The organism is Spirillospora sp. NPDC052269 (assembly GCF_040679435.1).
In the GTDB taxonomy this organism is placed as follows: Bacteria; Actinomycetota; Actinomycetes; order Streptosporangiales; family Streptosporangiaceae; genus Spirillospora.
The window spans coordinates 81,802-93,624 of record NZ_JBFAUU010000001.1 but is presented as its reverse complement, the minus strand read 5'-3'; the positions used below and the strand labels follow the sequence as shown (position 1 = coordinate 93,624).

At 73.1% G+C, this 11,823-nt stretch carries 10 protein-coding genes; 8 read left to right on the top strand and 2 right to left on the bottom strand.

Annotated features, from left to right (window positions below; all coding sequences use genetic code 11):
- Positions 1–54 precede the first annotated feature (54 nt).
- A complete protein-coding gene (locus AB0L06_RS00425) occupies positions 55–477 on the bottom strand; it encodes a DUF3592 domain-containing protein (RefSeq protein ID WP_500228725.1) in 423 nt (140 codons plus the stop codon).
- Positions 478–566: 89 nt separating this feature from the next.
- Entirely contained in the window at positions 567–1,202 is a 636-nt protein-coding gene (locus AB0L06_RS00420; protein WP_500228724.1) for a prepilin peptidase, read from the bottom strand.
- 289 nt (positions 1,203–1,491) lie between these two features.
- Here AB0L06_RS00420 and AB0L06_RS00415 point away from each other — a divergent pair, with 289 nt between their 5' ends.
- The 8 genes from AB0L06_RS00415 (at position 1,492) to AB0L06_RS00380 (ending at position 11,816) form a co-directional block, all read left to right on the top strand.
- Positions 1,492–2,328 carry a hypothetical protein gene (locus AB0L06_RS00415; protein ID WP_500228723.1) on the top strand — a complete coding sequence of 279 codons (837 nt, stop codon included), beginning with the start codon at positions 1,492–1,494 and terminating at the stop codon, positions 2,326–2,328.
- Between the two features lie 81 nt (positions 2,329–2,409).
- A complete protein-coding gene (locus AB0L06_RS00410) occupies positions 2,410–3,657 on the top strand; it encodes a C40 family peptidase (protein WP_500228722.1) in 1,248 nt (415 codons plus the stop codon).
- Position 3,658: 1 nt separating this feature from the next.
- Positions 3,659–4,717, top strand: a complete 1,059-nt coding sequence (locus AB0L06_RS00405; protein ID WP_500228721.1) for a glycosyltransferase family 2 protein — start codon at positions 3,659–3,661, stop codon at positions 4,715–4,717.
- Complete coding sequence (locus tag AB0L06_RS00400; RefSeq protein ID WP_500228720.1) at positions 4,714–5,091, top strand: DUF2304 domain-containing protein; 378 nt, start codon at positions 4,714–4,716, stop codon at positions 5,089–5,091. The genes AB0L06_RS00405 and AB0L06_RS00400 overlap by 4 nt, the downstream gene beginning before the upstream one ends.
- Before the next feature lie 41 nt (positions 5,092–5,132).
- On the top strand, positions 5,133–6,845 hold the full coding sequence (locus AB0L06_RS00395; RefSeq protein WP_500228719.1) for a serine/threonine-protein kinase: 1,713 nt from the start codon (positions 5,133–5,135) through the stop codon (positions 6,843–6,845).
- A 109-nt stretch (positions 6,846–6,954) separates the two neighbouring features.
- Complete coding sequence (locus tag AB0L06_RS00390) at positions 6,955–9,006, top strand: arabinofuranosyltransferase (protein WP_500228718.1); 2,052 nt, start codon at positions 6,955–6,957, stop codon at positions 9,004–9,006.
- A 27-nt stretch (positions 9,007–9,033) separates the two neighbouring features.
- The gene (locus tag AB0L06_RS00385) at positions 9,034–10,830 is read left to right on the top strand and encodes a glycosyltransferase family protein (RefSeq protein ID WP_500228717.1); all 1,797 of its coding nucleotides are present in this window, start codon (positions 9,034–9,036) and stop codon (positions 10,828–10,830) included.
- Positions 10,827–11,816 carry a BMP family lipoprotein gene (locus tag AB0L06_RS00380; RefSeq protein WP_500228716.1) on the top strand — a complete coding sequence of 330 codons (990 nt, stop codon included), beginning with the start codon at positions 10,827–10,829 and terminating at the stop codon, positions 11,814–11,816. The genes AB0L06_RS00385 and AB0L06_RS00380 overlap by 4 nt, the downstream gene beginning before the upstream one ends.
- Positions 11,817–11,823: the final 7 nt, after the last annotated feature.

The window sequence follows — 11,823 nt, the reverse complement described above, 5'->3', positions numbered from 1 at the left end:
CCGTGTGCGCGAGCTGAGGACGCTGCCCGGTCGCCGCACGTTCGCGCGGCCCTTTCACAGTGCGTACGTGAGTCCGAGGACGCCGACGACGAGGAACACCAGGCCCGCCGCGACGCACAGCGTCCAGGTGCCCGCGCCGCTGCGCCACCACCCCGCGACGATGACGTCCGACGGGTTCGCCGGGTCGTAGCGGACCTCCACGGTCGTGCCCTCGCGCGCGGACGGGGCCCGGTCCCCGTACCGTGCGGCGGCCTCGATCCGGTGGCCCGACGCGTCCTGGAAACGGACGACCGGGTGGTACGACGCGTCCTCGCCCACCCCGTCCTGCCGGACCCCGACGACCTCGGCCACCGCCGGGACGAACGTCCGCAGGTCCCGGACCACCGCCCGCAGCTCGCGTCCGCCCCAGCCGGTCAACGCCAGCCCGAGCAGCGCGAACACCCCGCAGACGAGCACCGGAACCGCCGAGATCGACATGCGCCACAAGGTACACACGCCACCCGTCGCCCGTCACCGCCGCCCGTCGCGACGGGCGGGGCACGTCCGTCCCCCTGGGGGAGGACGCGTCAGGTGGTCGTGGCGAAGGCGGGTGCGAGCAGGACGGCGGCGACCGCGCCGACGACCATGTAGGGCCCGAACGGGAACTCGCCCTTGCGGGTGCGGCGGACGGCCATCAGCGCGATCGCGACCAGCCCGCCGCTCAGGTAGGTCAGCAGCAGGCCCAGCACCCAGGCGTTCTGCCCGAACCAGCCGAGGCACAGCCCGAGCAGCCCGGACAGCTTCACGTCCCCCAGCCCGAGCCCGGTCGGCACGACCACCACCTGGACCCCGTAGATCATCAGCAGCACGATCATGCCGAGCAGCGCGCTCCCGAAGCGCGCGAACCCGTCGTCGGTGAACGGGACGGCCACCGCGAGCAGCACGGCGGCGATCCCGTAGGACGGCAGGGTGAACCGGTCCGGAAGCCGCTTCACCTCGACGTCGATGAAGCACAGCAGCGTCCCCACCGCCACCAGGTAGAGCAGGGCGGGCAGGTACGGCTCCCAGCCGACCCGCCATCCGAGCAGCCCGAACCCGGCCGCGGTCACGCCCCCCATCGCGACGCGGCGGCGCCGGGGGACCTCGCCCACGTAGGGCGCGGCGAGCGGCGCCGCCAGGGACCCCACCAGCAGCCCCAGGGCGGTCAGCGCCAGGATGGCCATCACTTCCCCCTGTTCCGCACCGAATCAATGAGCGTCATCAAACTCTGCGCGCCCGGAAAGCACATGAGCCCTCAGGCCCAACGCCCCTTTCGACGCGGCGGGGGCGAATTCGGATCCAGGGCCCTTTCTTCTCGGCGAAAATGTGCCTGCGACCGCGTCCGGCGGGCTCATCTGCGGCAACGCGCCGGGCCCGACGGCCCAGTCCGGGGCGGGTGGGCCCCGGAAACCGCGTTCCGGTATGGGTCCGCGGGCCCTTGGGGTGACCGGATCCGGAACATAACGTGCCGACATGCGCGCGGTTCTGAACGGTTGGCTGCTGGCGTTCCTCGTGGCCGCCATCGCCCTCCTGGCACGCTTCACGTTCGCTCCCGACGAGGGGGCGGATCCGGTGAACGCCCAGGTCACCCGGATCCATCTCCCCTGGCTGCTGTTCAGCATCGCGATGACCTACGTGATCACATCGGTCGCGCGGCGCCGCTGCCGCGGGCTCGTCGTGATCGCCGTGGCGATGCCCGTCCCCGCCGTGGCGATGCTCGTGGGGATGGCGGTCCAGGTCCTCCCCGGCCAGTCGGCACTGGGGACGATCCTCCAGCTCATCGAGGCGCTCCTCGGCGGAGCCGTCGGGATCGTGGTCGCGAGCGTCATCGGCAACGCCGCCCGCCAGAGCACCAGAGAAGCGGAGCGGGTCTGGGGCGGCGTCGGCGGACTGAGCGACCCCCACGGCGTCCTGGCCCCGAACGCCCTCATCGGCAGGCCGCCGTCCGCCGAGCAGCCGCCACAATTTCCCGCCCCGGCGCCGGCACGAGCTCCAGCACCGGCCCAAGCGTCGGCTCCAGCACCGGTTCCAGCTCCAGCTCCAGCTCCAGCTCCAGCTCCAGCTCCAGCTCCAGCTCCCAGAGCATCGCGCACTGAGCGCAGCTCGTTCCCCACTCCGGGCCCGCCGCTCATCGCCTCCGAAACTCCGAGCGCCGTTCTTCCCGAGGATCGCCTGGTCGCCTCGGGCAAGGCTCCCGAGAATTCGCATGGGGCGACGGAGCCCGGACGACCTGAGCCGGGGCGGGACACGGACGTTCACTTCTCGCCGCGACGCAGGCCGCCGCATTCCTTCGGCTCGGCCGGTTCCTGACAGCGAACGAATTGGGACCACGGGCCCTGTCCCCCGATACCGACGGGTTCGTACCGTGCACGGGAATCCTTCCGATCACTCATGACGGGGAACACCGTGCTGTGGAACACCGTGCTACTGCGTTTCAGGTCCGGTGGCCGGCAGGGAGACGCCGGCATCGCCTCCTCGACCCTCATCATGGGCATGGCGATCGTCCTCGCGGCGGGCTTCCTTTTGGTCGGACGGATCGCGCAGGCCGGTGACATGATGACCCGCGCGCAGACCGGCGCGGACGCCGCCGCCCTCGGCGTGCTGGCCCCGCTCCGCGACCAGCAGGTCCAGATGCTCCTCCAGGGGCAGGATCCGAGCGGGGCCGGGTACTGGGAGGTCACCCAGCCGCCGAGCATCCCCGCGGCGAGGTACGCCAAGGAGAACAACACCGCGGTGGAGAAGGCGGGGCTCTCCGGCATGGTCGGAGACAACTCCACGGTCAAGGTCCGCAACCTGAGGTGCCAGCTCAAGCGGGACAGCGAGCTGACCCAGCAGGATCGTGACGACCTCCGCAACCACCGCAATCTGTGCACCGACACCCGGGGCAAGAGCGGCATCGGACGGTACGGGACCGCCACGGCGTCCGCCAAGATCATCCAGCCGCACTGCATCTACACCTACGCCTCGGGCGGCGCGAGCGACACCGGCGTCGGCCCGGTGGAAAGCATCGAGTGCAAGGGGAACGGCCACTTCGCTCACGCCTACCCGGGCGGCAACTTCGACGACGTCCGCCGGGTCTTCAAGATCCGGCTCGTGGACCAGGCCGACGGGATCGGGTACACCGGCGAACCCCAGATGGGCGGCCCCGCCGGCGGCCAGGGCGTGGCGATCAACCAGTGCGCCAAGGACAAGAGCGTCGACATCGACTCCAAGCCGTTCGGCGACCGGGTCGTGGCCTGGGCACTCTGCTGGCAGGGCACTCCGTACTCGTGGGGTGGCGGTACCTACAGCGGTCCGTCGTTCGGCATCTGCTGCTCCCCCGGTGGGTACAGCGGCGCGCGTACTCTCGGCTTCGACTGCAGTGGTCTCACCCTGTACGCCATCTACCAGGCGTCCAAGGGACGCATCGCGTTGGGGCACTTCACGGGTGACCAGATGAGCGACGGCCGTGGCGTCAAGGCCGACCTCAATGCGCTTCAGCGCGGAGATCTGATCTTCTTCGGATCGGGTGTTCCACATCATGTGGCCATCTATTTCGGCGGTGGGCAGATAGTGGAGGCACCACGCACCGGCGAGGTCGTGAAGATATCCCCGCTCGCGGGACGTGACTACACCTCCGCCCGACGTTTCTCCGGCTGACATGACCGGGCCGGGTTCGGCGGCGGGCGTGGCGGCCGAGGGACGGGCTCGGGCCCGGACGCTGGTCGTGGTACCCGCGTGGAACGAGGAGGCGTCGATCGGCGGGGTCCTCGCGAAGCTCGCCGATCACTGCCCGGACGCGGACGTGCTGGTCGTGGACGACGGGTCGGCGGACGCCACGGCGGACCAGGCCCGCACGCACGGCGTCCCGGTGCTGCGGCTGCCGTTCAACCTCGGCGTCGGCGGCGCGATGCGCGCCGGGTACCGGTACGCGGCCCGGCGCGGGTACCAGGTGGTGGTCCAGGTGGACGCCGACGGGCAGCACGACGTCGCGTACCTCCCCGGGCTGGTCGCGGCGCTGGACCATGCCGACGTGGTGATCGGGGCGCGATTCGCGGGGACGGGCGAGTACCGGGCCGGACGCGGGCCGAGGCGCTGGGCGATGGCGCTGCTCGCGGTCACGCTGTCGCGCCTGACGGGGACCCGGCTGACCGACGTGACCAGCGGTTTCCGGGCGGCCGGGCCGCGCGCCGTCGCGTTGTTCGCCGACCACTATCCGGCCGAGTACCTCGGGGACACCGTGGAGTCGCTGGTGATCGCGGCCCGGTCGGGCTGCGTGGTCCGGCAGGTGCCGGTCGCGATGCGGCCGCGCACGGGCGGACGCGCCAGCCAGTCCACGCCGAAGGCCGCCGCGTACCTGCTGCGCGCGGTCGTGGCGCTCGGCATGGCGCTACTGCGCCGGGCCGATCCGCGTCCGCGTTCCACCACCGCTGCGGCCACGCTCGCACCACCCGTCCCGAACGCGCTCGTGCGGCCCGTCCCGAAAGCGGTCGTGCCGCCCGGCCCGGACACGCTCGTGCCGCCCGGCCCGAAAGCGGTCGTGCCGTCCGGCCCGGACGCGGTCGTGCCGTCCGGCCGGGATGCGCTCGTGCGGCCTGGCCGGGATGCGCTCGGGCCGCCCGGCCCGGAGGCCGGCCCTCCTGTGGACGCGGTGTCCCCGGCGAAGGTGGCGCGGGTGCCGCGGGCGGCTGTGCCGGACGACCGGCAGCCGGTGTCGTGACCGTCTACCAGCTCGGGATCGCGGGCGCGGCGATCTCGCTGGCCGTGATCTTCGAGATGCTGCGGCGGCGCAGGCTGCGGGAGAAGTACGCGGTCATCTGGGTCGCGGTGGCGGTGGGGATCGCGGTGATCGCGGTGTTCCCGGCGACGCTGACCTGGGCGGCGCGGATCACCGGCGTCCAGGTGCCCGCGAACCTGCTGTTCTTCGTCGGCTGCCTGGTGCTGCTGACGGTGAACGTGCAGCTCAGCAGCGAGGTGTCCCGGCTGGAGGAGCGGGTGCGGACGCTCGCCGAGGAACTGGCCCTGACCAGAATGGACGGCGAGGAGGCGGTGCCGTCCGGCGAGGCCGCCGGGCGGAGAGCGTCTGGGGGCTAGCGCCTTGCCCGGACCGCGACGGCCTCGTTACGGTCACTCGCATGACGTCGGTCGAGGCGGAACCGCCGCGGATTCCGGGGGAACGGCTCGGGCCGTACCGGATCGCGCGGGTGCTGGGTCGGGGCGGGATGGGCACGGTCTACCTCGCCGAGGCGCCGGACGGACGGCGTGTGGCGATCAAGGTGCTGCATCCAAGCGCGGCCAGGGCGGCGGACTTCCGGGAGCGGTTCCGGCGCGAGGTCACGGCGGCGCTCCAGGTGCGCCCGTTCTGCACCGCCCCGGTGCTCGACGCCAGCTTCGACGGCGAACCGCTGTACGTGGTCACCGAGTACGTCCAGGGCCCGACGCTGGAGGACGTCATCCTCAGGCACGGCCCGAGGCGGGGGTCGGACCTGGAGGGCCTCGCCGCCGGGGTGGCGACGGCGCTCGCCGCGATCCACGGCGCGGGCGTGGTGCACCGCGACCTCAAGCCCGCCAACATCCTGCTGTCGCCGTTCGGGCCCCGGGTGATCGACTTCGGCATCGCGCGGACGCTCGGCGTGGACCTGCCGATGACGCAGGCGAACCTGACGATGGGCACGCCGTCGTTCATGGCCCCGGAGGGCCTGGCCGGCGAGCCGATCACCACGGCCGCCGACGTGTTCTCGTGGGGCTGCGTGATCGCGTTCGCGGGCACCGGACGGCTGCCGTTCGACGGCGGGACGGTGGCCGAGATGCTGTACCGGACCGTCCACGGGACGCCGGACCTGGACGGCCTCGCCCCGCCCCGCCTTCGTGACCTGGTGGAACGCGCGACGCGGCGGGATCCGGCGCGGCGTCCGACGGCGACGGAGCTGCTGGAGGAGCTGATCGGCGTCCCGGACCCGGAACGCGCGGCCGCGCACCTCCCGGGCCGTCCGCCGGCCGAGCCTGATCCCGGCCGTCCGGCCGAGCCTGATCCCGGCCGTCCGGCCGAGGCGCGTCCCGGCGATCCGAACGAGGCGCGTCCAGGCCGTCCGAACGAGACGCCACCGTCCCGCGACGGCGCCACTCGTCTGCTGGGCTCGGAGCCCGAAGGGGCCCCGGCCGCGCGGCCGGCGCCGCGGCGGAAGGGACGCGGGGCCCTGCTCGGGGTGACGGCGCTCGCCGTCGGCGCCGCGATCGCGGGCGGCGCGTGGGCGCTCTGGCCGTCGGGGGCCAAGCCCCTGGTGGACCAGGGCTTCGCCGGATCGCCGAGCGCGGCCTGGCCCGCCGCGAGCGGCAACGGTTTCAGCCGCTCCTACAAAGACGGCGGCCTGGTCGTCCGGGTCTTCACCCCCAGCTCCTGGCACTCGTTCGGCGCGCCCCTGGCCTCGCCCCGGCCGCACCTGGTCGTGGACGCCTCGGTGCGGGTCCGGTCCGCGGCCCCGGACGACGAAGCGGGGGTCTTCTGCCGGACCGGCGGCCAGACGCAGTACGAGGTGCTGCTCGCACGATCCGGGCAGGTCAGGGTGCGCAAAGGTGACGGCGTCACCGCGTGGCAGCTCGCGAGATCGTCCGCCCCGGCCGGGACGCCGGGCGGCACGGTGAACCTGCGCGCCAAGTGCGACGTGCGTCCGGACGGCGTGCGGGTGACGGCCCGGGTGGACGGCAAGGAGGTCGTCAGCGCGTCGGACCGGACGACACCGCCTCCGGGTTTCACGACCGGGATCCTCGCGGGACGCGAACGGCGTCCGCCGGGCTCCTCCGCGACCGACGCGACCTTCCGCCGGTTCCAGGCCACAGCCGACGGCTGACTCGGGCCCGGGCCCGGGGTCCCAGGGCACCCGTCCGACCTGGGGGTCGCGTGATCCGTTGGGTCCGCGGGCCCTGTCAGGGCCTGCCCGCCTCGGTTAGCGTCCGGACATGCCCTCCGAACCCACCGCGGTCGAGGCCGCCCCGACGACTCCGTCCGGCACAACCGAACCGACGACTCCGCCGGACACGACCGAACCCACGGCTTCGTCGGGCACGACCGAACCCACGGCTTCGTCGGACGCGGCCGTCGTGCGGCAGCGTCGTGTGCCGGGTCCGGCGGCGGTCGCGGCGGCCGTCTGGGTGGTGGGGCTTCCACTGGCGCTCTGGCTGCCGTCCCGGCTCGACGTCGACCCGTTCGTGCAGCGATCGGCCGACCTGCCGCTCGCGATGTTGTTCGGCGGCACCCTCGTGCTGGCGGTGGTCGGGATGCGCTGGCGGCGCGACTGGCTGTTCGGCGCCGCCGCGGGCGGCTACGCGGTCTATGCGGCGCTGGTGGCGCGCTGCGCGCTGTCCGGGACGCCGTTCGGGTACGGCGACTTCTTCTCGGCGGGAGGCCGGGTCTCGGTCATGGGCGACGCGGGCCGGATCGCCGCGATGGCGACCCGGTACACGGTCCGCTGGAAGTCCTCCGACGGCATCGTCGGCACGGTCCCGTCCGAGTATCCGCCGCTCTATCCCTATGTCATCGGCAAGGCCTCGTGGCTCCTGGACGTTCCGGCATGGAAGCTGGTCGGAGCGGCGCAGGCGGTGACGCTGTCCCTGGCGCTGCTGGTCGGATTCGTCCTGTGGGCACGGGTGGTCCCCGCGGGCGCGGCGCTGTTCATCGGCCCGCTGTGGCTGGCGACGACCGCCGAGCCGCACAAGGCGTACGAGTACCTCACCCTGTCCCTGCTGATCCCCCTGGTGCTGAACACGATCGCCCGCCCCCCGCGCGGGAGGCTGCACTGGACGTGGGCCGGTCTCGGGTTCTCCGTGCTGTTCCTGACGTACTACGGGTATGCGGTGTTCGTGGCCCTCGGCGTCCTCGCGATCGGATGGCAGGCCTGGCGCACCGAGGGCGCGCGTCGCGAGTACCTGCTCTACCTGGGCCGGGTCGTCGCCGTCACGGCCGTCCTGACCTCGTGGTTCCTCCTCCCCTACCTGTGGGCCATGGTGACCGGCGGGCAGCAGGTCGGCGACATGTACTCCAGCGAACGCGTCTCGACACGCCCGCTGGGGTTCACGGGGAACTCGATGCTCGGTCCCCTCCAGCTCGTGGGGCTGCTGGCCCTGCTCTGGTACGCGCGGACGCGCCGGTGGGCGTGGTCGCTCCTGGCCCTCGTCTGCGGCGCCTACGCCTACCAGGCGGTCAGCATGATCCGCTGGGTCACGACCGCGCACAACGGGCTCTTGTACTACGTCAGGACCCCGGTCGCCGCGTGCCTGATCGCGGGGGCCGTCCTCGGGCTGAGGGAGGCCGTGCCCGCGCTCGCCGAACGGCGCGGGCGGCTGCTCTCGGCGAGCGCGCCGGTCCTGGTGGCGGCGCTCACGTTCATCTTCGCGGGCTACGGGTTCTGGAACGCGAACATGCCGGTCAACCAGTGGACGGCCCGCCTCAGCTACGGAGCGGAGCCCGACTACACCACCACCAGGCTGAGCAACTGGGACGCGGCGCGCTCCCACGCGCTCTACCTCCCGGACGGCAGCCGGCCGAAGCACGCCGCCGACGTCGCGGCGCTCATGCCGGTCATGAAGGGCGACGGCCAGATCCGCTACCTCCCGATCAACGCGATCAAGGAGGCGGTGCGGAAGGTGCGGCCGCACGACCGGACGCCCTCGGTGCTGACCTACGACGAGCAGCTGTTCGTGTTCCTGCCCTGGAACGGCTACATCGGGGTGGACAGGGTCGCGTCCTATGGCCCGGCTCGCTGGCCCGTCCGGTTCGCCGAACTCCAGAACCTGTCGCACGTCCAGGACCCGTCGGCGTTCGCGGCGTCCTCCGCGCGGACGAAGTTCGGCGCGATCGACGTGTTCGTCCTCCAGAAGGACGGCGCCGGGCTCGTCTGGCGCGGGATCCAGGCCCCGCCCCCGTACGACCTGCGGTTCTCGTATGCGCAGTTCAGGGACTTCGCGACCGTGGACGTGGGGAACGACACCGTGGTCGCGGTCCGGCGGCCCTGATGGGACCTTTTCCCCTGGGACGAGCCCATGACGCTGACCGCTGAGCACCCCGTTCCCCGAAGCCTCCGTGTCCCGCGCCCGTCGCGGCTCTTCTGGCTCCTCGCCGCCGGGTACGCCCTCCACGTCGTGGCGCGCCTGGCGATGTCCTGGGGCCGGAGCACGCCGATGTACATCCCGGACGAGACCGGCTATCTGGTGGCCGGCCGGTGGCTGGCGGGCGGCCCCGGTATGGACCTCACCGGCCAGACCCTCTACCAGGCCGGATACTCGCTGCTCTTCGCTCCGGTGTACCTGGTCGTCCATGATCCGGCCACGGTGTACCGGGCGGTGCTCGGCGTCAACGCGCTCATCGGCGCGCTCGCGTTCCCCTTGGGACGGGCGCTGCTGCTGCGGTGTGGCCTGGCGGCCCGCGAGGCGCTCGTCCTCGCCTGTGCCGCCGCGTTCCTGCCCGTGGCGACGTTGTACAGCGGGACCGTGATGACGGACGCGGTCCTGCCCGTCCTCGTCCTGGGCTGGCTGCTGGCGCTGGACCGGTTCGTCCGTGACGGACGCGCGCGCTGGGGTGCGGTCGCGGGCCTGCTGGCCGCCTTCATGTACTCGATGCACATGCGGGGCATGATCGTCCTCGCCGTGCACTGCCTCGCCCTGGCGTCCCTTCCGGTGCTCCGCCGGACGCCTCGCTGCGCACTCGCGCGGCGGTGGCGCGGGGAGTCCGGATGGCGACCGGCTCCGGGGAGGACCGCCATGCTCTGGGCGGCCGGCGCGGCCGCCGTGGGCACGGCCGCGGCCTGGGCGTTGAACGCGCGGGTGAGCGCCGCGTTCTACCCGGGAGGGCCGAGCGACCACCAGGCGATGGCGGTCGACCGGCTGACGAGTCCGGCGGGCCTCCTGCACTCGGTCTCCGCCGGAGGCGGGCAGCTGTGGGCCATGTCGGCGGGGTCGTGGGGGCTGGCCGCGGTCGGAGTGGTCACCGCGCTCGTCGCGGTGCGGCGGGGAAGGCCCGCCGACCGGCTCATGGCGGTCGTCCTGCTGGGCGCCACCGCCGGCGTCGCGGTGACCTCGGCCGCCGCGCTCTTCGACGAGCACCGCGTGGGGAACTTCGCCTACGGACGGTACGTCGCCTGTTTCGCGCTCCCCTTCACCCTGATCGGGCTGGCGTCGCTCCGGCGAACTCGCCGGGCTCTCACGGCGGCGGTCGCCATGTGCGCGTTCGGGGGCTGGCTCGTCCTTCACATGGGCGGGCGCCTCCACACCTACGTCTTCAAGCTCAACGACTTCCCGGACATCACCCTCCTCGGCGGAAGCTCCTCCGCTCTGCACCCGATCACGATCTCGGTCGTCGCCGCCGCGGTCCTGGCCCTGCTCTGCGCGCTGTTCCGATGGGGGACGGCCCGGTTCGCCGCCACACTCGCCGTCCTGAACCTGGCCGTCGCCGCCGTCCCGGGGACGGTGTGGCGACTCGGGGAGAGCCACGCCATGTCGACGCCACTCCCCCCGGTCGCGTCCGGCGGGGTCGTCGTCGCCCGGACCGTCCCCGGCGTGGAGCACCCGGCCCCGGACGTCGTCAAGCCGATCCCCGAGATCATCTACTCGCTGGTCGCGGAACGCGTCCGGTGGACCCGGCTGAAGCGGTTCGACCCGTCCGCCGGTGTGGGGCCCGGCGTCTGCATGGCGATCGTCGCGTGGCCCGCCGGGGTGACGGCCGCCGACACCTGGCCGCAACACCCTCCGGCCTGGCGGTACCGGCGTTCGGTCTACCTCGGGTCCCTGTGGTGGGTCACCTGGTACGACCCGTCCTGCGTCGACCGGAAGGACGGCCGATGAGGGCGCGCCGCACGCTCGGCTGCGTCGCCCTCGTCGGCACGCTGACCGCCGCCTGCTCCCTCGCTCCGGCCGCGCCCCCGCCCGGCCCGCTCCGTGTCGGCGTCGCCCTCACCCCGGACGGCCTCGGCGACCTGGCGCTGAACGACTCGGCCCTGTCCGGCCTGGACCGGGCCCGCAAGGACGCCGAGATCGAGCCGGTCACCGCACCCGCGCGCGCAGGAGAGACCGACGCCGACCGCACGTCCCGAATCCGCGACCTCGCCGAACGCGGCCTGCCCATGGTCGTCGCGCTGGGCTCGGCCTACACCGCTCCGGTCGAGAAGGTCGCGGCGTCCTACCCTCGTACGCGTTTCCTCGTGGTGGACCCGTCGGGCTGCAGGGTCTCCGGCGCGAACGTGATGGGCGCGTGCTTCCATCCGGAGCAGGCGGCCTACCTCGTCGGGGCCGCGGCCGCGCTCCGGTCGCGGACCGGCGTGCTGGGCTTCGTCGGCGGACACGACGCCTGGACGGCCCGCTTCCAGCGCGGCTACGAGGCGGGGGCGAGCAAGGCCAGGCCGGGCGTCCGGCTACTCCCCGGCCGGAACGCGGGGAACGCCGACGAGGGCCGCGCAGCCGCGAAGGCGGAGACCGACGCCGGGGCGGACGTCGTGTTCCAGGCGGCGGGCGGAGCGGGCGAGGCCGTGACCCAGGCCGTGGCCTCGGCGGGACGGTACGTCATCGGCGGCGTCACCGACCAGTACGCCCAACCCCGTCTGGCCGCGTACCGGGACCACATCCTCAGCTCCGCCCTCGTCCGGGTGGACCTGGCCGTCGCCTCGTTCGTCCAGGACGCCTACCCCGGGACCGCCTTCCGCCACAAGGTCACCGACTACGACCTCGGTAGGGACGGCGCCGACTACAGCACCAGCGGAGGGCGGTTGGAGGACCTCCGGCCCCCCTTGGAGAAGCTCAGGTACTTCCTGATAGACCACCCCGGCCGTCTGTGACCGGGCT

Coding starts and splice junctions, on each gene's coding strand:
- AB0L06_RS00390 (WP_500228718.1), top strand. CDS start 6,955: ATGCCCTCCGAACCCACCGCGGTCGAGGCCGCCCCGACGACTCCGTCC.
- AB0L06_RS00395 (WP_500228719.1), top strand. CDS start 5,133: ATGACGTCGGTCGAGGCGGAACCGCCGCGGATTCCGGGGGAACGGCTC.
- AB0L06_RS00380 (WP_500228716.1), top strand. CDS start 10,827: ATGAGGGCGCGCCGCACGCTCGGCTGCGTCGCCCTCGTCGGCACGCTG.
- AB0L06_RS00425 (WP_500228725.1), bottom strand. CDS start 477: ATGTCGATCTCGGCGGTTCCGGTGCTCGTCTGCGGGGTGTTCGCGCTG.
- AB0L06_RS00405 (WP_500228721.1), top strand. CDS start 3,659: ATGACCGGGCCGGGTTCGGCGGCGGGCGTGGCGGCCGAGGGACGGGCT.
- AB0L06_RS00410 (WP_500228722.1), top strand. CDS start 2,410: ATGACGGGGAACACCGTGCTGTGGAACACCGTGCTACTGCGTTTCAGG.
- AB0L06_RS00420 (WP_500228724.1), bottom strand. CDS start 1,202: ATGGCCATCCTGGCGCTGACCGCCCTGGGGCTGCTGGTGGGGTCCCTG.
- AB0L06_RS00385 (WP_500228717.1), top strand. CDS start 9,034: ATGACGCTGACCGCTGAGCACCCCGTTCCCCGAAGCCTCCGTGTCCCG.
- AB0L06_RS00415 (WP_500228723.1), top strand. CDS start 1,492: ATGCGCGCGGTTCTGAACGGTTGGCTGCTGGCGTTCCTCGTGGCCGCC.